Genomic DNA, 23,241 nt, shown 5'->3' on the forward strand with positions numbered 1-23,241 from the left:
GAGCTCTGCGTCAGAGCCCTTGTTTGAGGCTGGCCTCGAGATATTCGTTGAGGTCGCCGTCGAGCACCTTGTCGCAATCGCTGCGTTCCACGCCGGTACGCAGGTCCTTGATGCGCGACTGGTCGAGCACGTAGGAACGGATCTGGTGGCCCCAGCCGATATCGGACTTGGTCTCCTCCAGCGCCTGCGAGGCGGCGTTGCGCTTCTGCATCTCCTGCTCGTACAACCGGGCCCGCAGCATCTTCATGGCGGTGTCCTTGTTGGCGTGCTGGGAGCGTTCGTTCTGGCACGCCACCACGGTGTTGGTCGGCACGTGGGTGATACGCACCGCGGAGTCGGTGGTGTTCACGTGCTGACCGCCCGCGCCGGAGGAGCGGTAGGTGTCGATGCGCAGATCGGCCGGGTTGATCTCGATCTCGATGTTGTCGTCGATTTCCGGCGAGACGAACACTGCGGTGAACGAAGTGTGGCGGCGGTTGCCGGAGTCGAACGGGCTCTTGCGCACCAGACGGTGCACGCCGATCTCGGTGCGCAGCCAACCGAAGGCGTACTCGCCCTTGATGTGCACGGTGGCGCCCTTGATGCCGGCGACTTCGCCTTCGGACAGCTCGACGATCTCGGCATCGAAGCCGTTCTTGTCGGCCCAGCGCAGGTACATGCGCAGCAGCATGTTGGCCCAGTCCTGGGCTTCGGTGCCGCCGGAGCCGGCCTGGATATCCAGGTAGGCGTTGTTGGGGTCCATCTCGCCGCTGAACATGCGGCGGAACTCGAGCTTCTCGAGGATCTCGCGCAGGCGCTGAACTTCGGCTTCGACGTCGCCGACGGCGCCTTCGTCATTCTCCTCGACCGCCATGTCGAGCAGGTCGCGGGAGTCGGCCAGACCGCCGGTGAGCTCGTCGAGGGTCTCGACGATCTGCGCCAGCATGGCGCGCTCGCGGCCCAGATTCTGGGCGTATTCGGGCTTGTTCCAGACCGCCGGGTCTTCCAGCTCGCGGTTTACTTCGATCAGACGATCATGTTTCAGATCGTAGTCAAAGATACCCCCGAATCGACTGGGTACGGTCGGTGAGGTCCTTGATGCTGTTGAGGATCGGTTGGATTTCCATGGCGGGCATCTCTCACGGGTAAAGGGCGTAGAAAAGCCGGCAAGTATACGTGATTTTTCGCCGCCTTTTCAGGCTTTGCGACAAAGCACGCCCACCGTTTTCGCGCCCTCCCCGCCCGCTCAACCGGCGATGGCCACCTGGTTGCGCCCGCCGTGCTTGGCGTTGTAGAGCGCCTGGTCGGCCAGTTCGATGAGCTGGCGGCAGGCCTGCCCGGCCTGGGGGATCAGCGTCGCCACGCCGATGCTGATGGTCAGCGACGAGCCCGGGGTGGGCAGTTCGTGGCGGATGTTCAGGTCCTGCACCAGGCGCCGCAGCTTCTCCGCCAGCAGGCGTGCGCCGCCGGGAGAGGTGTTGGGCAGGACCATGACGAACTCCTCGCCGCCGTAGCGCGCCGGCAGGTCCGAGGGGCGGCTGGCGCTGGCGCGGATCGCTCCGGCCACCTGGCGCAGCGCCTCGTCGCCCTGCACGTGGCCGAAGGTGTCGTTGTAGGCCTTGAAGTGGTCGACATCCATCAGCAGGATCGACAGCTGGGTCTGCTCACGCAGGCCGCGGCGCCACTCCATTTCCAGGTATTCGTCGAAGTGCCGGCGGTTGGACAGCCCGGTGAGGCCGTCGGAATTCATCAGCCGCTGCAGCACCAGGTTGGTTTCCAGCAACTGCTGCTGGCTCTCGCGCAGGGCCCGGTAGGCCTCGTCGCGCTGCAGCAGCGCCAGGTAGGAGCGCGAGTGGTAGCGCACCCGCGCGATCAACTCGATGGCGTCGGGCAGCTTGACCAGGTAGTCGTTAGCGCCGGCGGCGAACGCCGCGCTCTTCACCGCCGGGTCTTCCTTGGTCGACAGGACGATGATCGGCAGGTCACGCGTAGCCGGATTGGCACGGTACTCGCGCACCAGCGAGAGGCCGTCGGCGCCGGGCATCACCAGGTCCTGGAGGATCACCGTGGGCTTGATCTGGATGGCCAGGGCAATGGCCTGGTGCGGATCGGAGCAGAAATGGAAGTCGATGCTGGGGTCGTCCGCCAGCGCGCGGCGCACGGCTTCGCCGATCATCGGCTGATCGTCCACCAGCAGCACCATCACAGCGGAATCGCCTGGGATGTTCACGGGGTAGTCACTCGTCAAAGGGTTCATCTGATGGGGCTCCGTAGCCTGCACTCAGGCGCAGACTTCAGCGAGTCTTCGGGCGATGTCGCCCAGCGCGCGAATCTCCACGGCGGCACCGATCGCCGCCGCGGCCTTGGGCATACCGTACACGGCGCTGCTGGCCTGGTCCTGGGCCAGCGTCAAGAAACCGCGTTCGCGCATGCGCTTCAATCCCTCGGCGCCGTCCCGGCCCATGCCGGTCAGCAGCACACCGACTGCATCACCGGACCAGTACTCCACCACGCTGTCGAAAAACACATCGATGGATGGCCGGTAGATGTGGCCGCTGGGTTCGGCGGTGTAGGCCAGTTCGCCGCCCTTGACCAGCCGGATATGGTGATTGGTGCCGGCCAGCAGCACGCAGCCCGGCTGCGGCGGCTCGCCGTTGCGCGCCAGGCGCACGGGAATCTTCGACTGGGTGGAGAGCCACTCGGCCATGCCGGCGGCAAACACCTCGTCGACGTGCTGGACGACCACGATGGCCGCCGGGAAATCCGCCGGCAGCTTCGCGAAGAGGTCCGCCAGCGCCGCCGGGCCGCCCGCCGAAGAGCCGATGGCGACCAGCTTGCGAGCACCGCCGCCCTTGCGCGCCGGCACCGTACTGGTGGCAGGGCGGCTGTCGCGCGGGGCATTGAGCCAGGCCAGGTTCTGCAGCTTGCGCAGCAACGGGCGAGCCGCCTCGGCGGGGTCGCCGGCGCCCATGCTCGGAGTATTCACCGCGTCCACCGCGCCATTGCCCATGGCGTCGAACACGCGGCTCATGTTCTGTTCCAGGTCGACCGTGACGACGATGATCGCGCAGGGGCTCTGGGCCATGATCCGGCGCGTGGCCTCGACGCCATCCATCACCGGCATCAGCAGGTCCATGAGGACCACGTCGGGCTTGTGCACCGCGCACATTTCCAGCGCTTCGGCGCCGTTGGCGGCGACCCAGACGATGCGGTGCGCCGGCTCGAAGGCGAGCGCGCGGCGCATCGCCTCCACCGCCAGCGGCATATCGTTGACTATCCCTATCTTCACCCGTGGGCTCCTCCGATCAGGTCGACCACCGCGTCCAGCAGGGCCTCGTCATGGAAGCTGGCCTTGGCCAGATAATAGTCGGCGCCGGCATCCAGGCCGCGTCGACGGTCTTCTTCGCGGTCCTTGTAGGACACCACCATCACCGGCAGCGATTGCAGGCGGGTGTCGCGGCGGATCAGGGTCACCAGCTCGATACCGTCCATGCGCGGCATGTCGATGTCGGTGATGACCAGGTCGAAATGCTCCGAGCGCAGGGCGTTCCAGCCGTCCATGCCGTCCACCGCCACGGCAACGTCATATCCCCGCCCCAGCAGCAGCTTGCGTTCCAGTTCGCGCACGGTGAGCGAGTCGTCCACCACCAGCACGCGCTTGCGCGCCGGGCCGGCGAGGCGCCCGGCAGGATCGATGCGTTCGAGCCGACCGGTGGCCAGGAGCTTCTCCACCGAGCGCAGCATGTCCTCGACGTCGAGGATCAACACCGGCGTGCCGTCATCCAGCAGCGCACCGGCGGAAACGTCCTGCACCTTGCCCAGCCGGGCATCCAGCGGCACTACCACCAGGGTGCGCTCGCCGATGAACTTTTCCACCGCCACGCCGTAGGCGCTTTCCCGATCGCGGATCACCACCACCGGAATCTCGTCCGGCGAGCCTTCGCCATCGGGGCGCTGCAACAGCTGGCTGGCGGAGACCAGGCCGACGTGCCGTCCTTCATGCCAGAACTGCTGGCGGCCTTCGAGCTGGACGATCTCGTCCGCCGCCAGGCGGCGCATGCGCTCGATGTGTGCCAGCGGGAAGGCATACGCCTCGCCGCCGATGGTGACGACCAGGCTGCGCACCACGGAAAGCGTCAGCGGCACTTCCAGATGGAAACGCGCGCCCTGCCCGGGTACCTGCTCCATGCGGATGCCGCCGCGCAGCTGGCGCACCATGTGCTGTACGGCATCCAGGCCGACGCCGCGACCGGACACCTCGGTGACCTGCTCGCGCATGCTGAAGCCGGGCAGGAACAGGAAGCTCAGCAGCTCGTCCTCGGTGAGGCGCGCCACGGTTTCCTCGGTGGACAGCTGGCGGCGGACGATGGCCGTGCGCAAGCGGTCGAGATCGACGCCGCCGCCGTCATCCTGCAGCTCCAGTACCAGCATGCCGGCGTGATGACGGGCCAGCAGCTGGATGCTGCCCTGTTCCGGCTTGCCGGCGCGGGCGCGTACCTCGGCGGATTCGATGCCGTGGTCGACGGCGTTGCGCAGCAGGTGAGTGAGCGGCGCTTCGAGCTTTTCCAGCACATCGCGGTCGACCTGGGTAGTCGCGCCCTGCACGTCCAGGCGCACGGCCTTGCCCAGTGAGCGACCGAGGTCACGGACCATCCGCGCCTGCCCGGAGAGGACGTCGGAGAAGGGACGCATGCGGCAGGACAGCGCGGTGTCGTAGAGCGACTGCGCGCGCTGGCCGGCCTTGAAGCTGAATTCGTCCAGCTCGGCGATCTGCTCGCTGAGCAGTTGCTGGCACTCGCCGACCAAGCGGCGCGCGTCGGCCAGATAGGCCTGCGCCTCAGCGTCGAGATTGGCCGTGCTGGCGGCATCGCGGGCGCCATCCAGTACGCGGCTGGCACTGGCCTGGATGCGTTTGAGGCGCTGCAGGGAATCGAGCAGCGGCTTAAGGCGCTGGGACTCCACCAGCGACTTGCTGGAATAGTCGAGCAGTTGGTTCAGGCGCTCGGCGGTGACCCGCAGCACGCGTTCGCCGGCTTCATCGCTGTCGCTGGAGCGGCGACGGGGTGCCGGCTCGACGGAAGCGGGAGGCGGCGTGGGCGATGCAGTAGCCGCCTCAATGGCGGCAGGAGCCGGTTCGACCGGCATGGCAACGGGAGGCGCAGGCGGTGCCGGGGGTTTTCCGGAAAGCAGTGCCTGCAAGCACTCGACCATGGCCGGCACGCCCTGCTGGGCCTGCTCCGCACGCTCGGGCTGGGCGTCGGCGACGTGCAGGAGGATATCGGTGCCGGCCAGCAGCGCGTCGATATGCCCGGAGGTCAGCAGCAGGCGGCCCTCCTGGGCGCCGACCAGGCAGTCTTCCATCACATGGGCGACCTGCACGCCGGCATCCAGCCCGACGATCCGCGCCGCCCCCTTGAGCGAGTGCGCCGCGCGCATGCAGGCTTCGAGCTGGTCGGCCTGGGTCGGGTTGCGCTCCAGCGCCATCAGGCCCTGCACCAGCACCTGCGTCTGGGCCTCCGCCTCCAGGCGGAACAGCTCCAGCATCGATGCGTCCTTCATCTGGTCCGGGGTCATGCGAGGCTCCGGGTGGCGGCATCGAGCAGGGCTTCCTGGTCGAGCAGGCGGATACTGCGGTTGCGCCACTGCATCACGCCACGGGTGAAGCGGTCATTGGCGGCGTGGCCCTGAGACGCGGCTTCGACGATGGCCTTCTCCTCCAATTCATGAATGCCTTCCACCTCGTCCACCGGCGAAATGATCGGCCCGCCAACGGCCGCCAGGATCAGCATGCGCGGCACGACGCGGGCATCGTCACGAGTGGCCGTACGGTTGTCGAGGCCGAGCAGTTCGCCGAGGGAAATGCACGCCACCAGGGTGCCACGCACATTGGCCACGCCCAGCAGCGCTGGCGAGCGCTGGTGCGGCAGCGAATGCACGACGCAGGACGGTGCCACCTCGGCCAGGGCGCGGGTGGGCAGGCCCAGCCATTCTTCGCCGAGACGGAAGATCAGGTGCGGGCGGCCCTCTTCGATGGCCGCATCAGTGGTTTCGACCGGCGCCAGCTGCGCTCCCTCGCTGCCCAGCGCGTAGCGGTCCAGCAGGCTGATGGCGGCGGCGGCATGCACCGGGCAGTTGCGGCAATGGATGTGCTCGGCCAGCTTCGGGCAGCTGCGGTCACCGCGCACGCCGATGCGGTTCCAGCAGTCGTCCACCGTCGGCAGATCGCTGTTGAAGACCGAGCTGCCGATGGATGAAGAGTCGCGTTCAACCATTGCGCTTCACTCCTCGCGCGGCGCGCTCCTGCAGGCGGCGGGCGCCGGCCGTGTCGCCCTGGGCCGCGAGCAGCGCGGCCAGGTGCTGCAGGCTTTCCTGGTGGTCGGGTTGCAGGTACAGGGCCTTGCGGTAGAAAGCCTGGGCCTCGCTGCCGTTGCCCTGGGCATCGGCCAGCAGGCCGAGCCAGTAGAAAGCTTCGGCGTCCGGGCCCTTCTCGGCCAGCAGCGCCTCGCAGCGCTGGCGCGCTTCGGCGGCGTGGCCGGAGTTGGCCAGCCGGGCGATCTCCTCCAGCGCGTTTCCGGCGGGCACAGTGACCGGCTGCTCGGGTTTGGCGGCCAGGCGCGGGCGCACCGGCGCGGGCTTGGGCAGAGCCGGACGCGGGATCGGCGCCGGCGCGGTCCAGTTCAGTGGCGCCACGCGGGGAGCCGGTTCGGCGCTTTCCAGGGGGAAGGCGAAGGATTGCGGGACACCCAGCGGGCGCAGGCCGATGCGCGACATCAGGCTGGCCTCGGCCGGGCCGATGAACAGCACGCCATCCGGCCGTGTGAGGCGACACAACACTTCCACCACCTGCTCCTGGGTCGGCCGGTCGAAATAGATCAGCAGATTGCGGCAGAACACGTAGTCATAGAGCGCCTCGCCGGCCAGCAAGCCCTGCGCCAGCAGGTTGCCGACGCGGAAGCGGACCTTGCGGCGCACCGCCTCGGCGAGCTGGTAATCGTTGCCATCGGCGCTGAAATGGCGGTCGCGGAACTCCAGGTTGGAGCCGCGGAAGGAGTTGCGTCCATAACGCCCCTCTTCCGCCCGCTCCAGCACCGCGCGGCTGACGTCCAGCGCGTCGACCTGGAAGGCGGACGGCGCGAGGCCCGCATCCAGCAGCGCCATGACGATGGAATACGGCTCCTCGCCAGTGGAGCACGGCAGGCTGAGCACCCGTAGCGGCCGCGTACCGGCCAGTTCCAGCACGCGCCGGGACGCGAGATCCGCCAGCGCGCCGAAGGATTCGGGGTAGCGGAAGAACCAGGTCTCCGGGACTATCACCGCCTCGATCAGTGCCTGCACTTCCTCGGCAGAACCCTGCAGGAGCATCCAGTAGTGCTCGGCGTTGCCGTTGCTGGCCTTGTTGATGCGCTGACGCACGGCGCGCTCGATCACGGCGTCGCCCACCGACTCGGCATCCAGGCCGATACGTTCCTTGAGCAATTGGGCGAAGCGCGGATCGGTCATGCCGGCGCTCCTCCCGAATCGCGCAGCAGGCGCGCGCGGGCTTCGTCGCTGAGCAATTGGTCGACACCGACGCGCTGCAGCAGGCCCTGCTCGTCCTCCAGCACAGGGCCGAGATAGCGGGCGCTGCCGTTGTCCAGCTCGTACTCGCGGAAGGACGCCGGATCACGGCGCAGGGTGTGGGTGGCCTGTTCGAGGATCAACCCGAGCCGCTGTTCCGGGCCATCGACTGCAGCGCGGTAACGCACCAGCACCAGGCGCGTGCTGGTACGACGCGGCGCGCTGTAGCCGAAGGCCAACTGGCTCAGGTCAAGCACCGGCAAGAGTTCGCCGCGATGCGGGAACAGCCCGGCGATCCAGTTCGGCGCTTCCGGCACGCGCTTGAGCGTGGGCACCGGCAGCACCTCGATGACGTCATGGACGTCCAGCGCATAGCGGTCCGCACCCAGGCGGAATTGCAGGTACAGCCTGCCCGCCGCGGCGGCGTCAGACCTTGAAGCGGGAGACGCCATTGCGCAGTCCGTTGGCCACGAGGTTCAGCTCGTCGATGGCGAAGCTCGCCTGGCGCAGGGATTCCACGGTCTGCCCGGTGGCCTCGCCGAGCTGCACCAGCGCCTGGTTGATCTGCTCGGCGCCGGTGGCCTGGGCCTGCATGCCTTCGTTGACCATCTGCACTCGCGGCGCCAGCGCCTGCACCTGCTGGATGATCTGCGAGAGCTGCTCGCCGACCTGGCCGACTTCGGAAATGCCGCGACGCACCTCCTCGGAGAACTTGTCCATGCCCATCACGCCAGCGGACACGGCGGACTGGATCTCGCGGACCATCTGTTCGATGTCGTAGGTGGCCACCGCCGTCTGGTCCGCCAGGCGGCGCACTTCGGTGGCGACCACGGCGAAGCCACGGCCGTACTCGCCGGCCTTCTCTGCCTCGATGGCGGCGTTGAGCGACAGCAGGTTGGTCTGGTCGGCCACTTTCACGATGGTGGTGACCACCTGGTTGATGTTGCCGGCGCGCTCGTTGAGGATCGCCAGCTTGGCGTTGACCAGCTCGGCGGCGCCCATCACGTGGTGCATGGTTTCTTCCATGCGCGCCAGGCCCAGCTGGCCGGAGCCGGCCAGGGTGGAAGTCTGCTCGGCAGCCGACGACACCTCGGTCATGGTGCGCACCAGGTCGCGGGAGGTGGCGGCAATTTCCCGCGAGGTGGCGCCGATCTCGGTGGTGGTGGCGGCCGTCTCGGTGGCGGTGGCCTGCTGCTGCTTGGAGGTAGCGGCGATCTCGGTCACCGAGGTGGTCACCTGGATGGCCGAGCGCTGCGCCTGCGATACCAGGCCCTTGAGCTCCTCAGCCATGCCGTTGAAGCCGGTTTCGATCACGGCGAATTCGTCGTTGCGCTCCATGGCCAGGCGCGTGGTGAAGTCGCCGCCGCCCATGACCTGCAGGCCTTTCACCACCTGGCGCACCGGCTCGGTGATGGCGCGCATCAGCAGCAGCCCGCAGACCGCCGCAGCGACCATCGCCAGCAGCAGGGAGACAAGCATGATCGCCTTGGCCGTGGTCACTTCGGTGACGATATTGTCAGCGGCGGCATCGGCGATCTCCTTGTTCAGCGAGATCAACTGGTTCAGCGTTTTGCGGCCGTCTTCCCACATCGGCTCCAGGCGTTCCAGCAGTAGCCGCCGGGCACCCTCGCGGTCCGTGGTATAGAGCTGCAACACCTGCCCCAGAAGAGCGTCGTACTCGTTCACCTGCTGCTTGAAGTGAGCGAGCATCTCCTTGTCACGGGTGTCCGTGATCGTCCGCTCGTAGAGGGCGACCCGCTCGACCAGCACATCGTGGTTGGCACGAAACTCCTGGCGGCGCGCCTCATCGTAGGGCTTGCCGTCGCTCAAGCCGACCAGCACCTGGGTCAGCAGGATGCTGTCGGTCCAGGCCGAGCGCACCGTGGTCAGGGCATAGGTGCCGGGCATGGCATCTTCGCTGACCCGCTTCGTGCTGGCTTCCACGCGAAGCAGACGGGTGTAGGAAATCACCACCATCAGCAACATGATCGCGATGACGACGGCAAAGCTGGCCAGGATGCGTTGGCGTAAAGTCCAGTTCTTCACAGCGTTCCCCAGAAGATGTGTGGCGTGCCGACGGATGATGGATTCGGGCGAGCAGTCGCGCGAATGTAAATTCCTACTAAATCCTCAGCAAGATAGGACATATAGTATCCGGAGACGCTGGAACCTTATCTCTTTATTCCGAATTTTTAGTACGTCGGTTCTGCCATTCCGACGCTCCATTTCCCTCGGCCAATCCAAGACTCATGTTCAGCCTTGCCCTGGCCGCTCACCTTGGCCTTTTCCTCTCCGCCTTCGGCGCTGCCACCCTGCTGCCGCTGCAATCTGAAGCCGTGCTGGTCGGCCTGCTGCTGGGTGGGCAGTACCCACTGTGGTCGCTGCTGCTCGCTGCCAGCCTTGGCAACGTACTCGGTTCGCTGGTGAACTGGCTGCTCGGCCGGGGCATCGAGCGCTGGCGTGGGCGGCGCTGGTTCCCGGTCAGTGAGCGTGCGCTGGAGAAGGCCCAGCACCACTACCAGCGCTTCGGCAGCTGGTCGCTGCTGCTGAGCTGGGCGCCGGTGATCGGCGACCCGCTGACGCTGATCGCCGGCGTCATGCGCGAGCCGTTGTGGCGCTTCCTGCTGCTGGTCACGCTGGCCAAGGTCGGGCGCTACGCAGCGCTGGCCTGGCTCACGCTGGTCTGAATGAACCCCTATCCAAAAGCGGACAGGTTTTTCGTCTGCTAGTCCTGTTTTGCCACTGCTGCGAAAAAATGGCGCCCAGTAATATCACTGCGCCATCACCGCACACGGCAGGCCCACGGGCCCAACACAATGGATGAAGAAAAGGGAAATTCACGATGTTCAGAAGCATGAGTATTGGCCGCCGCGCGTCCCTGGGTTTCGCTGTCATGGGCCTGCTCCTGGTGTTTCTCGGGTTGTTCTCGCTGTACAAGCTGTCGACGCTGCGCGCCGCTTCCGAGGAAATCGACAGTAACTGGCTGCTGAGCATCAACCAGATGAACCAGCTGTCGGGCGACATCGCCCGCATTCGCCTGGAATCCATGCGCCTGCTGGTCAACCACGACAGCACCGCGCGCCAGCACAGCCTGGCCCTGATCGCCGAGGCGCGGCAGGACAAGGACAAGGTGCTCGCCGACTACCGCCAGCTGATTCTCAGCGCCGAAGAACAGCAGCGCACCGATGAGCTGCGCCAGACGCTGGACGGCTACCTCGGTTTCGTCGACCAACTGGTGGAAAAGGTCCGCCAGAACGACGACGAAGGCGCGCTGCACATCCTCAACGGCAACATCACCCAGCAGGGCGCGGAGCTGAACAAGCGCCTCACCGCACTGATCGACCTCAACCGCAATGGCGCCGCCGCTGCCGCCGACCGCGCCGTAGAGCAGTTCCAGAGCGGCCGGCTGGTGGTTGGCGTAATCCTCCTGCTGAGCGTCGGCCTGACCCTGCTGCTGGCCTGGCAACTCACCCGCAGCATCGTCGTGCCGCTCGGCCAGGCGGTGCGCGTGGCCCGGACCATCGCCAGCGGCGACCTCAGCCAACGCTTCACCGTCGAGGGCCGCGATGAGCCGGCGCAACTGCTCAACGCCCTGGCGGACATGCAGAACAGCCTGCGCGAGACCATTCGCGGCATCGGCAACTCGGCCAGCCAACTGGCTTCGGCCGCCGAGGAAATGCACAGCGTCATGGACGACAGCAGCCGCGCGCTGCAGCAGCAGAGCGACCAGATCGAGATGGCCGCCACCGCGGTCAACCAGATGACCAGCGCCGTGGAGGAAGTGGCCAGCAACGCCGCCTCGACCTCCGCCGCCTCCCGCGAGGCCATCGACGCCGCACGCAGCGGCAGCGAGCGGGTGGACGAAACCTCCAGCGCCATCGGCATCCTGGCTGGTGAAGTGGGCCAGGCTTCGCAGCAGGCCGAAGCCCTGGCGAACCAGGCGCAGGACATCGGCAAGGTGCTGGAAGTGATCCGCAGCGTCGCCGAGCAGACCAACCTGCTGGCGCTCAACGCCGCCATCGAAGCTGCCCGCGCCGGCGAGGCCGGGCGTGGTTTCGCGGTGGTCGCCGACGAAGTTCGCTCGCTGGCCCAGCGCACGCAGAGCTCGACCCGCGAGATCGAGGAGCTGGTGTCGGCCATCCAGAACGGCAGCGATCGCACCGTCACCGCCCTGCTCAGCAGTACCGCCCACGCCGAGCGCACCGTCAGCCGCACCGGCGAGGCAGGCGCCTCGCTGCAGGTGATCCTGGAACGCATGTCGCTGATCAACGAACGCAACCTGGTGATCGCCAGCGCCACCGAGGAACAGGCCCAGGTCGCCCGCGAGGTGGACCGCAACCTGCTGACCATCCGCGACCTGGCGACCCAGACCTCGGCCGGTGCCACCCAGACCAGCGCGGCAAGCCAGGAACTGTCGCGCCTGGCCGTGGACCTGAACGGCATGGTGGCGCGCTTCGTGGTCTGACGGCCCATGGCCCTACTCCCGTTTCGCCGTCGAGCTGGCGAAACGGGACGAGGTGACAGGGAATTTTTCCGGCAATTTCCTATCCAATGGCCATCATGGAACGCCACAGGGTGGATAGATGAAACTGTTGAAATTCTCGGCCGTGCTGGCCGCCGCCGCGCTGTTGAGCGCCTGCGGGGGTAACGAGGCGAAGGTCTGCGGCTCGGACGACGTGAAGAACCAGCTGGTGAAGGTCTTCCTCTCCGGCGCGCTTTCCGCCCAGTCCGATGCGCTGAGCAAGGCCGAACTGAAGGACGTGGCAATCATCGACAAGGACCCGGACAGCGGCGTACTGGAATGCGTCGGCACCCTGACCGTACCGGTGGTCGGCCAGGTTGCTTCAGGCACCCTGAAGTACCAGATCGCCCCGGCGGCCAAGTCCGAGCACGACTACCTGCTGCTGCTCGCCGATGGCCCGCTGGCCAATGCCTTCGCCAAGCGCATCGAGGGGATGTTCCCGCAACAGTGAGGTTATCCACAGGCAATGAAAAACCGGCCCTGGTGGCCGGTTTTTTATTGGACGGTTTTTTTGTGGGGGCTCGGCACCAGACGCCGGGCCTTCCTGCAAGGCTCCAGTCCGCCGCGCGAGACATCGCGGACGAAGTCCGCTCCTACGCCATCCTACGAACTCTGATTCAGAAGCCTTCCAGATCGATCAGCTCGCCTTCGAAGCGCAGCCAGCCGCCCTCTTCATTCGCCTCGCCGCCCTGGATCTCGCCGTAATAGGACAACCCGTTATCCAGCGTCACGCAGACGTGGGTCGGCTCTTCCGGGGCATCCAGCTGGCCCTTGAAACGCACCTCGATCACGCCCTCTTCGGGAGCGCTGAGGCTGATGGCGACGCGGGCGTTATCCACTGCTTCGGCCTCGCGGCCCCAGTGCTCGGCGCTGACGGTAACGGTGGCGATCTCTTGACTCATGCTCGAACTCCAATACGAATGGCCCGCTGCGCGGGCCAAGTCGGCATAGGGTAAGCGACACCGTGTCGCCGCGATACCTCCGCGCCATGAACAAGGCCCGCATTGCGCGAGCCTGGCTCACTTCAAGCGCCGCTCAATCGGCGTGGATGTCGTTGTCCTTGGTCTCCCGCAGGAACAGCAGCGAGCACACCAGGCTCATCGCTGTAATCAGCACCGGGTACCACAGGCCGTAGAAGATGTTCCCGGTGTACACCACCAGCGCGAACGAGATGGTCGGCAGCAGCCCGCCGAACCAGCCGTTGCCGATGTGGTACGGCAGCGACAGCGAGGTATAGCGGATGCGCGTCGGGAACAGCTCGACCATCAGCGCCGCCAGAGGGCCATAGCAGCAGGTGGCGATAAAGATCAGCGCGACGATGATCGCCACCACCATCGGCCGGTTCACCAGCGAGGAATCAGCCACGGTCGGGTAACCGGCATCCTTCACGGCAGCGCCCAGCGCGGCGGCGTCGAAGCCTTCGATGCGCTTCTCGCCGACCGTCACCACCAACTCGCTGCCAGCCGGCGCGGCCACCGTGCTGTAGGGCACGCCGCCTTTCACCAGCAGGGTCTTGGCCTTGTCGCAGGCGCTGTCGAACTTGGCCTTGCCCACCGGATCGAACTGGAAGGTGCAGGTAGCCGGGTCCGCCATCACCGTGACCGGCGCCTGGCGCGAGGCCGCGTCGATCTGCGGGTTGGCGTAGTGGGTCAGCGCCTTGAACAGCGGGAAGTACAGCACCGTGGCCAGCAGCAACCCGGTGATCAGCACCGGCTTGCGCCCGACCTTGTCCGACAGCCAGCCCATGATCACGAACAGCGGCGCACCGATCACCAGTGCGACGATCAGCATTCCATTGGACAGCGCTGGGTCGACCTTCAGCACCTGGGTGAGGAAGAACATCACGTAGAACTGCGCCGCGTAGAAGGTCACCGCCTGCCCGGCGTTGATGCTGAACAACGCGATCAGGACGATCTTCAGGTTGCTCCAGTTAGTGAAGGACTCCTTGAGCGGCGATTTGCTCACCTTGCCTTCGGCCTTCATCTTCAGGAACGCCGGCGACTCGTGCATGGACAGGCGAATCCAGGTGGAGATGCCCAGCAGCACGATGGAAATCAGGAACGGCAGGCGCCAGCCCCAGGTTTCGAACTCCGGCCCGGTGAGCTGGCGGCAACCCCAGATCACCACCAGCGACAGCAGCAGCCCGCCGGTGGCGGTGCACTGGATCCAGCTGGTATAGGCGCCACGCTTGTGGTCCGGCGCGTGCTCGGCCACGTAGATCGCCGCGCCGCCGTACTCACCGCCCAACGCCAGGCCCTGCAACAGGCGCAACACGATGAGGATGACCGGTGCCGCCACGCCGATGGTGGCGTAGGCCGGCAGCAGGCCGACGGCGAAGGTCGACAGGCCCATCAGCAGGATGGTGACGAGGAAGGTGTACTTGCGCCCGATCATGTCGCCCAGGCGACCGAATACCAGCGCGCCGAAGGGGCGGACGAGGAAGCCGGCGGCGAACGCCAGCAGGGCGAAGATAAAGGCGGTGGTGTCGTTGACCCCGGCGAAGAAGTGCTTGGCGATGATCGCCGCCAGCGAGCCGTAGAGGAAGAAGTCGTACCACTCGAACACCGTGCCGAGCGACGAGGCGAAGATCACCTTGCGCTCGTCGCGACGCGTAGTCGCGGGACGCTCATAGGAGCTGGGCTGTGCTACATCGGTCATTACGGGCTCTCCTGCCCCTTCTGGGGGCTCTTGTTTTTGTCAGCCTCGACTGCCGCGGTTTTCACACCGCGCGATACCGGTTTTTTCAGCTCTTCGTAGGAGCGACTCTGTACAACAAATACGTAGGATGGCGTGGAGCGAAGCGATACCCATCGATGACTGCGCAGCTTCCGCATGGGTATCGCTCCGCTCCACCCATCCTACAAACCGTGCAGCTTTCGGCCGCACGCCGTCACGCCACCGGAGCTTCCTCCTGTGCGCGCCCACTGGAAGGGATGACCTCCGCGCCGCGCGCGGGTTCGCTCAAAATCATCTGCGCGGCCTTTTCCGCGATCACCAGCACCGGCGAACAACTGTTGCCGGAAGTCAGGCTAGGCATGATCGAGGCGTCGGCAATGCGCAGGCCGGGAATGCCGTGCACACGCAACTGGCTGTCGACCACCGCGCCCTCGCCCTGCCCCATGCGGCAGGTTCCGGCCGGGTGGAAGATGGTGGTGCCGATCTCGGCGGCGGCGCGGTGCAGGTCTTCCTCGGTCTGGTAATCCGGGCCGGGCTTGAACTCCACCGGGTTGAAACGCGCCAGCGCGGGTGCGGCGGCGATACGCCGGGTCAGGCGGATGGCATCGGCGGCTACGCGCAGGTCCTGCGGGTGGCTCAGGTAATTGGGCTGGATCACCGGTTTGTCCCGCGGGTCGAGCGAGCGCAGCGTCACCGTTCCACGGCTCAACGGGCGTAGGTCGCACACCGAGGCGGTGAACGCCGGGAAGCTGTGCAGCGGCTCGCCGAAACGCTCCAGCGACAGCGGCTGCACGTGGTATTCGAGGTTGGCCGAACGCTGGCTCGGGTCGGACTTGGCGAACGCACCCAACTGGCTCGGCGCCATGGACAGAGGCCCGCTGCGCTTGAACAGGTACTCCAGGCCCATGCCCATCTTGCCCCACAGCGTGGAGGCAATCTGGTTCAGCGAAGGCGCGCCGTTCATGCGGTAGATCAGGCGCAGTTGCAGGTGATCCTGCAGGTTGCCGCCCACCCCGGAAAGCTCATGGCGCAAGCCGATTCCGTGCTTCTCCAGCAGATCACGCGGGCCGATGCCGGAGCGTTGCAGCAACACCGGCGTATTGATCGCCCCGGCGCAGAGGATCACCTCGCGCCGGGCCCGCAGTTCACGGCGAGCACCCTGCCAGTTCACTTCCAGGCCAACCGCGCGACCGTTTTCCAGCAGCACGCGGTGGGCCTCGACGTTGGTCAGCACAGTGAGATTGGCGCGATTGGCGATGGGCCGCAGGAAGGCCTTCGACGCATTCCAGCGCACGCCGGAACGCTGGTTCACCTGGAAATAGCCGCAGCCTTCGTTGTCGCCGCCGTTGAAGTCTTCCACGGACGGGATGCCCGCCTGCGCCGCCGCCTCACGGAAGGCATCGAGAATCGCCCACGACAGGCGCTGCCTCTCCACCCGCCATTCGCCGCCGGAGCCGTGCAGTTCGCTCGATCCGCCGAAGTGGTCCTCCATTCTCATGAATAGCGGCAGCAGGTCGTTCCAGCCCCAGCCAGGGTTTCCCTCGGCAGCCCAGCCGTCATAGTCCAGCGCCTGGCCGCGCATGTAGATCATGCCGTTGATCGAGGAACAGCCGCCCAACGTGCGCCCGCGCGGGTACTTGATGGCGCGGCCATTCAGGCCCGGCACCTTTTCGGTGTCGAAACACCAGTCGGTGCGCGGGTTGCCGATGCAATAGAGGTAGCCGACGGGGATGTGGATCCAGGGATAGTTGTCCGGGCCGCCAGCTTCGAGCAGCAGCACGCGGTTGGCAGGGTCGGCGGACAGGCGATTGGCCAAAAGGCAGCCAGCGGGGCCCGCGCCGACGATCAGGTAGTCATAAGCATCCAGTGCCTGCGGCATGGAAAGTACCTCGTCGTTTCTTGTTCTTTTGGGTATGACGACTGAGCCTAGTCGTTCGTTCGTGATAAAAGAACAGTCGTTTCGAGTCACCTGCTGTGCGTTTTCTAACAGTGCGCCTTCTGCCAACGAGAGCCGCCCATGTTCGACTGGAATGACCTGCGCTACTTCCTCGAGCTGCACCGCAGCGGCCGCCTGCTGACCACCGCCAAGCGCCTGGGCACCACCCACGCCACCGTGGCGCGGCATATCGAGAGCATCGAGCGCGACCTCGGCACCCAGCTGTTCGCCCAGCACACCGGCGGCTACCAGCTCACCCCGGCCGGCCAGGCGCTGCTCAAGCACGCCGAGGCCATGGAGAACACCGCCCTCCTCGCCCAGGAGGAAATGAGCCAGGCCATCTCGCCGTTGGGGCAGATCCGCATCGGCGTCACCGAAGGCCTGGGCACCATGTTCCTTGCCCCGCGCATGGGCGAACTGATGCAGCGCTATCCTGGGCTGGAGGTGGAACTGGTATCGGTGCCTCGCTTCGTCAGCATCACCAACCGCGAGGCGGATATCGCCATCACCCTGGAACGCCCCAGTGCCGACCTGCTCATCAGCCGCCTGCTCACCCGCTACCGCCTGAGCCTGTTCGCCAGCCCCGCCTACCTGGAAAACGCCCCGCCCCTGCGCGACCGTGACGACCTGTGCAAGCACCCGTGGATCGGCTACGTCGACGACCTGCTGTTCAGCCAGGAACTGCTGTTCCACCACAGCTTCTGCCGCCACCCGCAGGTGGTCTTCCGCAGCACCAGCGTGGTCGCCCAGCAACAAGCCGCCCAGGCGGGCATCGGCATCGCCATCCTTCCGCAGTACATGGGCCTGCACGACCCGCGGCTGGTGCCGGTACTGCCGGAGGAGTTCATCGAACGGGAATACTGGATGTGTACGCGGCGGGAGTTGCACCGGTCGGTGCGGTTGAGGTTGGTGTGGGATTTTCTGGTGGAAGTCTGTGGGCGGGAGCAGGGGATTCTGGTGAGAGGGGAAATCGGAACACCCACGTAGGGCGCATAAAGCGAAACGCTTTATCCGCCGATAAGATGGCGGATAACGTTTGGGGCGTTATGCGCCCTACGTGCTTGAATCGTTACGCGCCTTACGTATCTGACTGAGCACAAGAAAAGAGCTAAAATACCACTTCTAACAAAGGGCACCTCTAAGACTTTTAATAGAGAAAATATAAGGAAACAAAATGTCACTTTTAAGAGAAATTCAAAATGCAGCAATAGATGCCAATACCAGCCTTGCCACCCTACTTAGAAAGTGCAAGGTCCTTTCTGCCAGGTTAGGCAACAATGAATTCAAAAACTGGGTGGAAAGCGAGCTTAATGGATATAGAGACGCCAACGAACTACCTGAATATAGAATAATAAAAGTAAATTCCAAAGGGCACTTTTCTGGACCTTTCGGATCAGGTTTGAAAAATGCAGACATCCCGCTCTTCTGCATTGATGAAAAATTCCACAAAAAGCTTTCCTATTCCTATTTCACGCAGCCAGTTGCAGCACTGGAGTCCTTAGTAGAGGATTCAAATTCCGGAACACTTTCCGAGCCTTGGAATCCGGACCTTGTGGCGTACCTAGGTGAAAAATTCTACGAAAACATGAACTGCATGCAAGCGTGGAAAATTATCCCTGTCGCCACAGTGGTCGCTGCATTAGACGCAGTCAGAAACAGAGTATTAAATTTCGTCCTAGAAATTGAATCCGAATACCCTGATGCTGGTGAAGCTCAAGCAAACTCAAACCCGGTGCCTCAAGAAAAAGTAAATCAAATTTTCAACACATACATCACTGGCGACGTTCAAAATCTTGCAGCAGGCAATCATCACGCTAACCAAACAGCAACAAGAAGCTCTGAAAATGAAAAATTATTCGAGGAACTTCTGAGTACACTCCACAAGTCGCAAGAAAACAGAGCCATCATAGAAAAGCTCACATCATCAGTAGAAGAAATGCGTTCAAATCAAGGTAGCAAAGCTTTTAAGGATCATTATAAAAATTTCATTTCGACTCTCTCGGATCACATGCAGGTATTTGGCCCTGTAGTGGCACCTTTTCTTCCCGCATTAGCTGCAATGGTGCCCTAAAACATAGAGATTCAGCGCTCCCTGTAGCCCGATTCGCAGTTGACCTGCTTTTCTTAAGGGACTAGATTCCGCCCCGGTGCTGAACACACCCTCTCACAGCGGTACGACGCATGCCCGAAAGCATGTGCACTAGGCGGCTATAGCCTTTGCTATGGCCGGGTAGCGCGCAGCTATACAAAACCCGAAAGGGGAAATCTGCGGGCCGTCTGTGAGCGGTGTTCAAGTACCCGGTCACCCCCTTCTGAACAAAGGGGGTGCTTTGAACAATCTCACAGGAAATCACTATGTCCATGGAAGCTTTCACTGCCACCGCGCAGCCCGCAGCACAATTCATCCCCACCACCTTCTACCGCCACAAACGCCGCCTCCGCGCCCTGCTGATCGAAGGTCAGCCATGGTTCGTCGTGCACGACCTGGCGAAGCTGATGCAGGCCTTTCTGGAAGAGCGCGTCGGCAACAACCTCGATGCAGATCAGGTGTGCCGCCGGATGATCCTCAACGACCACGGGCTGGCCGAGGAGCTGGAATTGATCAGCGAATCCGGCCTGTACGCCTCGCTGATCTACTTCTACCACCCGGAAAACCGCTGCATTCGTCAGTGGATCACCCAGACCGTGGTCCCCAGCCTGCGGGCGGATGAGCAGACGCCAGATGAACAGCCGCGCCGGCGCCTGCTGCGCTGGGAGCGCCAGCAGTTGAGCGTGCTGGATTGGCAGGGTCAGGTGTGGGTGCCGTTGCCGGAGTTGCCGCAGGCGTTGAGCCTGGGTTGAGGCGGAGCGCCCCGCGGCTGCTAGCTGCGGGGCGTTGCCATTCATGTAGGAGCGAGCTTGCTCGCGAACGGCTTTCCGGCGACACCTGTGCTGGGACGGTTCGCGAGCAAGCTCGCTCCCACAAGAGCAAGAGCGGCGGCGTTACTCCGCGCGGGCGTGATCGACCTTGTCGGAAGCGGTCCAGAGGCGGTAACGCACTTCGACGTCCTTCGGCGCGTAGACCACGATGGGCAGCTTGCTGTTGTAGCGCAGCACGAAGCCGTCACCGATCACGGGCACGAAGGCCTCGTGCTTCTTGCCATCCGGACAGGCCATCAGGGTGCTGGCCGGGCCGCTGACCTTGTCCAGGCGGTAGTAGGAGTAGCCCCAGCCTTCCAGGGTCTTCTCTTCCAGGGTGCCGCCCAGGCGCTGGCGATTGCAGTCGACGGTCAGCGTCTTGCCGGCGAGGATCTCGACCTTGAAGTTCTCTTCATGGGCCTGCTTGGGCAGGTGGATGACCTGGCGGACGAAGCCGTCCTCGGCCTTGGGATAGGGCGCGACGTCTTCCAGTTTGGCGGCGTTGGCCAGGGTGGCAGTAGCGCTGAGCAACAGCGCGGCGGGCAGGGTGAAACGAGCGAATGGCATGAAGCCTCCTTGCAGAATTGAGGAACGAACGCGCCGCGAGGGTGCGTTCGTCCGAGCCTCTCTGACCGTCAGATTGTACGAATGCTCCTACGGTCGTGCCCTGAGTTGTATCAAGCTACTTCGCCACCGGCCTTCGCCTGCTGTTCCAGGTGCGCCTGGAGTTCCGGGGCGAGGTTGAGGTTGTAGGCCAGTTCATCGAGGTAGGTGCGCTCGGCGTCCTGCTGGTCGTCCACCAGCATTACGCTGACCAGGTACATCTCCGCGGCCACCGCGGGGTCATCTTGAGCGGCCCCGGCTACATCGGCGGCATCCAGCGGCTTGCGCATCTCGGCGTCAATCCACGCTTGCAACTGTGGCTCGCCGGCATGGCGCTGCAACTCGGCCTGGATGGCGGCCTGCTCGCGCTCATCGATACGGCCGTCCGCCTTGGCAGCCGCGAGCATGGCAGTGAGTATCGCGTGGCTGTGGGCTTCGGCCTCGGGGCCATCGAGCTGGTCGACGGTGGTCAGCGATTGCTGCTGCGAGGGATTGGAATTCTGCTGGCGCTGCCAGTTCTGATAGGCCTGGTAAGCCATCATGCCCAGCGAGGCGAGCATGGCGTAGTTGACGCCGCCGCCCGTGGAACGCCCCTGGGGAGCGCCGCCGGAACTGGCGCCGCCACCGAGCATGCTGCCCAGCACACCACCCAGGCCGCCCAGACCACCACCGCCGGAGCCGCCCGCGCTACCACCGCCGAGAATCGAACCCAGACCGCCGCCTCCGCCGCCGCCCAGCAACCCGCCGAGCAGGCCACCCAGGCCACCGAGCGGGTCCGCGCCACCGGCGCCGCCCTGTTGCTGTTGCGCCGCCGAGCCCTGTCCGGCCCGCAGCAGTTGTTCCAGTAGATCGGTTGTGTTCATGACCAGTCCCTCGCCATCGCGCGGTGTGCGTTGGGCAACGATAGTCCCGCCACACCGATGCGCCAGCGCCGTCCGCCAGCCGGCCCGGAATGGTCGGGACGCCCGGCGACGGAGACTGATGCCCGGCACCATCGGGTGCCAGGCGAAGCGGCGCAGTCGCGCCCTTTATCCAGCGCTTGCGAGGAAGGTCACGCCGCTCAGGCGGGCACCGCATCCAGCGCCTTCTGCGCCTGGGCTTCCAGCTCGACCTTGAGGCCGGCATCGAGGCTCAGCTGGCGCGCCAGTTCGTCGAGGTAGGCACGTTCCATGAAGTTGGTCTCGTCGACCATCAGCAGGCTGGCCAGGTACATCTCGGCAGCCATTTCCTCGCTGGTGGCGGCGCGAGCGACCTCGGCCGGGTCCAGCGGCTTGGCCAGTTCACGGTCGAGCCAGCCCTGCAGCTCGAGGTCACCGGTGAGCTTGGCGATCTCGCCATCGATCAGCTGGCGTTCGCGATCATCGATATGTCCGTCGGCCTTGGCCGCTGCGACTATGGCCCGCAGGATGGCATGGCTGTGCTGCTCGGCCTGTGCCGGCGGCAGGCGGTCGACGGTCTGCGGCTCGCCGCGCGGGGCGCTGGCCTGCTTCTGCTGCCAGTTGCCGTAGGCCTTGTAGGCCAGCACGCCCAGCGCCGCGAGGCCACCGTAGGCGACGACCTTGCCGCCTACCTTGCGCGCCTTCTTGCTGCCCATCAGCAGGCCGAGCGCACCGGCTGCCAGGGCGCCACCACCGGCGCCGGACAGCAGGCTGCCCAGGTCCAGGCCACCCTTGCTGCTGCCCTGTGCGGCTTGGCCGCCGCCCTGCTGGGTCAGGCCCTTGTTCTGCATCAGTTCCTGCCCGGACTTGAGCAGTTGGTCGAGCAGGCCACGTGTGTTCATGGCGATCTCCACTAGTTATCGGTACGAAAAGTCAGGCCTCCGACTCTAGCTCGCAGCCTTGTCAGAGCGGAGTTGCAGAGTGCTTCCGGATATTGCGGACCTTTGCCGGCGGGTCCGCAGGGCAAATAGGCCGCTTTCATTCGATTAAAAAGAATGCTCCTATAGATTTTCGATAATCAACAATGAAATGTGCCGAGACCGGCTAGACAAGGCTCTAGATCGCGACTCCGCGCGCCAGCGGCCAATCGCCCATGATGACCCTCCGCCAGATCCGCCACTTCATCGCCGTCGCCGAGACCGGCTCGATCTCCGCCGCCGCCCAGGCGGTGTTCATTTCCCAGTCGACCCTGACCCTCGCCATCCAGCAGCTGGAAGAAGAGATCGGCGTACGCCTGTTCGACCGCCACGCCAAGGGCATGACCCTGACCCACCAGGGCCACCAGTTCCTGCGCCAGGCGCACCTGATCCTGGCCACCGTGGAGAACGCCAAGCGCAGCCTGCAACAGAGCACCGACCAGGTGGCCGGCAGCCTGACCATCGGGGTGACCAGCCTGGTGGCCGGCTACTACCTGGCCGACCTGATCAACCGCTTCCAGCGCGCCTTCCCCAACGTGAAGACCCGCGTGGTAGAGGACGAGCGCCCGTACATCGAGCACCTGCTGGTAAGCGGCGAGATCGACGTCGGCGTGCTGATCCTCTCCAACCTGGAAGACCGCCACGCCCTGCAGACCGAGGTGCTCACCCACTCGCCGCACCGCCTGTGGCTGCCGGCGCAGCACCCGCTGCTGGAACGCGACAGCATCGGCCTGGCCGATGTGGCCGGCGAGCCATTGATCCAGCTGAACGCTGACGAGATGGGCCTGCACACCCAGCGCATCTGGTCGCGCGCCGGGCTGGTGCCGCAGGTGACGCTGCGCACCGCCTCGGTGGAAGCCGTGCGAAGCCTGGTGGCGGCGGGCCTGGGCCTGTCGATCCAGCCGGACATGACCTACCGCCCCTGGTCGCTGGAAGGCGACATCATCGAGGCGCGGCCGCTGGTGGACCTTTCCGAACCGTTGGACGTCGGCCTGGCCTGGCGTCGCGGCACTGCGCGACCGGCACTGGTAGACCCGTTCCTCACCGTCGCCCGCGAGCAGCCCAACGCCAAACGCCTGTCGATCTGAGGTCCGGATTACACAAACACGCCGGGCCAACGTAGGGCGAATAACCGCTCGCGGTTATCCGCCGAATGGACCGGAAGGAGATGGACGGCGGATAACGCTTGCAGCGTTATCCGCCCTACGGATTGGC

At 65.1% G+C, this 23,241-nt stretch carries 21 protein-coding genes; 7 read left to right on the top strand and 14 right to left on the bottom strand.

Going from position 1 to position 23,241, the window contains the following annotated elements; all coding sequences use genetic code 11:
- Positions 1–10: 10 nt before the first annotated feature.
- The 8 genes from prfB to G4G71_RS25075 form a co-directional block, all read right to left on the bottom strand.
- Positions 11–1,106 (bottom strand): peptide chain release factor 2 gene (prfB, locus tag G4G71_RS25040; RefSeq protein ID WP_169941020.1). Its coding sequence is split into 2 segments (ribosomal slippage): positions 11–1,033 and positions 1,035–1,106, totalling 1,095 coding nucleotides; the frame shifts between segments, so codons are not numbered across the junction.
- Positions 1,107–1,225: 119 nt separating this feature from the next.
- Entirely contained in the window at positions 1,226–2,236 is a 1,011-nt protein-coding gene (locus tag G4G71_RS25045) for a response regulator (RefSeq protein ID WP_169941022.1), read from the bottom strand.
- A 24-nt stretch (positions 2,237–2,260) separates the two neighbouring features.
- Positions 2,261–3,268: a chemotaxis response regulator protein-glutamate methylesterase gene (cheB, locus tag G4G71_RS25050; RefSeq protein WP_169941024.1), complete on the bottom strand. Its 1,008-nt coding sequence runs from the start codon at positions 3,266–3,268 to the stop codon at positions 2,261–2,263.
- The gene (locus G4G71_RS25055) at positions 3,265–5,553 is read right to left on the bottom strand and encodes a hybrid sensor histidine kinase/response regulator (protein ID WP_169941026.1); all 2,289 of its coding nucleotides are present in this window, start codon (positions 5,551–5,553) and stop codon (positions 3,265–3,267) included. Before G4G71_RS25055 ends, cheB begins: the two co-directional genes overlap by 4 nt.
- Positions 5,550–6,251 (bottom strand): chemotaxis protein CheW, encoded by a 702-nt coding sequence (locus tag G4G71_RS25060; protein ID WP_169941028.1) that lies wholly within the window; start codon positions 6,249–6,251, stop codon positions 5,550–5,552. The genes G4G71_RS25055 and G4G71_RS25060 overlap by 4 nt, the downstream gene beginning before the upstream one ends.
- Positions 6,244–7,479 carry a CheR family methyltransferase gene (locus G4G71_RS25065; protein WP_169941030.1) on the bottom strand — a complete coding sequence of 412 codons (1,236 nt, stop codon included), beginning with the start codon at positions 7,477–7,479 and terminating at the stop codon, positions 6,244–6,246. Before G4G71_RS25065 ends, G4G71_RS25060 begins: the two co-directional genes overlap by 8 nt.
- Positions 7,476–7,988 carry a chemotaxis protein CheW gene (locus G4G71_RS25070; protein WP_169941032.1) on the bottom strand — a complete coding sequence of 171 codons (513 nt, stop codon included), beginning with the start codon at positions 7,986–7,988 and terminating at the stop codon, positions 7,476–7,478. Before G4G71_RS25070 ends, G4G71_RS25065 begins: the two co-directional genes overlap by 4 nt.
- A complete protein-coding gene (locus tag G4G71_RS25075) occupies positions 7,963–9,582 on the bottom strand; it encodes a methyl-accepting chemotaxis protein (protein ID WP_169941034.1) in 1,620 nt (539 codons plus the stop codon). Before G4G71_RS25075 ends, G4G71_RS25070 begins: the two co-directional genes overlap by 26 nt.
- A gap of 203 nt (positions 9,583–9,785) precedes the next feature.
- On the opposite strand from G4G71_RS25075, the gene G4G71_RS25080 reads away from it, so the two are divergent.
- From G4G71_RS25080 to G4G71_RS25090, 3 genes are all read left to right on the top strand, one after another.
- Complete coding sequence (locus tag G4G71_RS25080; protein WP_169941036.1) at positions 9,786–10,223, top strand: YqaA family protein; 438 nt, start codon at positions 9,786–9,788, stop codon at positions 10,221–10,223.
- Positions 10,224–10,390: 167 nt separating this feature from the next.
- Positions 10,391–12,001 (top strand): methyl-accepting chemotaxis protein, encoded by a 1,611-nt coding sequence (locus G4G71_RS25085; RefSeq protein WP_240964838.1) that lies wholly within the window; start codon positions 10,391–10,393, stop codon positions 11,999–12,001.
- Between the two features lie 118 nt (positions 12,002–12,119).
- Positions 12,120–12,509 (top strand): hypothetical protein, encoded by a 390-nt coding sequence (locus tag G4G71_RS25090; RefSeq protein WP_169941040.1) that lies wholly within the window; start codon positions 12,120–12,122, stop codon positions 12,507–12,509.
- Between the two features lie 166 nt (positions 12,510–12,675).
- On the opposite strand, the gene G4G71_RS25095 is transcribed toward G4G71_RS25090, so the two are convergent.
- The 3 genes from G4G71_RS25095 to G4G71_RS25105 form a co-directional block, all read right to left on the bottom strand.
- A complete protein-coding gene (locus G4G71_RS25095) occupies positions 12,676–12,960 on the bottom strand; it encodes a hypothetical protein (RefSeq protein ID WP_169941042.1) in 285 nt (94 codons plus the stop codon).
- A 133-nt stretch (positions 12,961–13,093) separates the two neighbouring features.
- The gene (locus G4G71_RS25100; protein WP_169941044.1) at positions 13,094–14,716 is read right to left on the bottom strand and encodes an MFS transporter; all 1,623 of its coding nucleotides are present in this window, start codon (positions 14,714–14,716) and stop codon (positions 13,094–13,096) included.
- A 232-nt stretch (positions 14,717–14,948) separates the two neighbouring features.
- Positions 14,949–16,613 (bottom strand): GMC family oxidoreductase, encoded by a 1,665-nt coding sequence (locus G4G71_RS25105; RefSeq protein WP_169941046.1) that lies wholly within the window; start codon positions 16,611–16,613, stop codon positions 14,949–14,951.
- A 138-nt stretch (positions 16,614–16,751) separates the two neighbouring features.
- On the opposite strand from G4G71_RS25105, the gene G4G71_RS25110 reads away from it, so the two are divergent.
- The 3 genes from G4G71_RS25110 to G4G71_RS25120 all read left to right on the top strand — a co-directional run bounded on the left by G4G71_RS25110 (position 16,752) and on the right by G4G71_RS25120 (position 19,511).
- Positions 16,752–17,657: a LysR family transcriptional regulator gene (locus tag G4G71_RS25110; RefSeq protein WP_169941048.1), complete on the top strand. Its 906-nt coding sequence runs from the start codon at positions 16,752–16,754 to the stop codon at positions 17,655–17,657.
- Positions 17,658–17,844: 187 nt separating this feature from the next.
- The gene (locus G4G71_RS25115; protein ID WP_169941050.1) at positions 17,845–18,741 is read left to right on the top strand and encodes an AbiTii domain-containing protein; all 897 of its coding nucleotides are present in this window, start codon (positions 17,845–17,847) and stop codon (positions 18,739–18,741) included.
- Positions 18,742–19,025: 284 nt separating this feature from the next.
- Positions 19,026–19,511: a BRO-N domain-containing protein gene (locus tag G4G71_RS25120; protein WP_240964839.1), complete on the top strand. Its 486-nt coding sequence runs from the start codon at positions 19,026–19,028 to the stop codon at positions 19,509–19,511.
- A gap of 141 nt (positions 19,512–19,652) precedes the next feature.
- On the opposite strand, the gene eco is transcribed toward G4G71_RS25120, so the two are convergent.
- The 3 genes from eco to G4G71_RS25135 form a co-directional block, all read right to left on the bottom strand.
- On the bottom strand, positions 19,653–20,135 hold the full coding sequence (gene eco, locus G4G71_RS25125; RefSeq protein WP_169941052.1) for a serine protease inhibitor ecotin: 483 nt from the start codon (positions 20,133–20,135) through the stop codon (positions 19,653–19,655).
- 110 nt (positions 20,136–20,245) lie between these two features.
- Complete coding sequence (locus G4G71_RS25130; protein ID WP_169941054.1) at positions 20,246–21,034, bottom strand: tellurite resistance TerB family protein; 789 nt, start codon at positions 21,032–21,034, stop codon at positions 20,246–20,248.
- Positions 21,035–21,231: 197 nt separating this feature from the next.
- A complete protein-coding gene (locus G4G71_RS25135) occupies positions 21,232–21,951 on the bottom strand; it encodes a tellurite resistance TerB family protein (RefSeq protein WP_169941056.1) in 720 nt (239 codons plus the stop codon).
- Between the two features lie 251 nt (positions 21,952–22,202).
- Here G4G71_RS25135 and G4G71_RS25140 point away from each other — a divergent pair, with 251 nt between their 5' ends.
- Positions 22,203–23,114, top strand: coding sequence for a LysR family transcriptional regulator (locus G4G71_RS25140; protein WP_045209919.1), 912 nt, complete (start codon positions 22,203–22,205; stop codon positions 23,112–23,114).
- The last annotated feature ends 127 nt before the right edge of the window (positions 23,115–23,241 follow it).

It is taken from the genome of Pseudomonas multiresinivorans, from assembly GCF_012971725.1.
Classification (GTDB): domain Bacteria; phylum Pseudomonadota; class Gammaproteobacteria; order Pseudomonadales; family Pseudomonadaceae; genus Pseudomonas; species Pseudomonas multiresinivorans.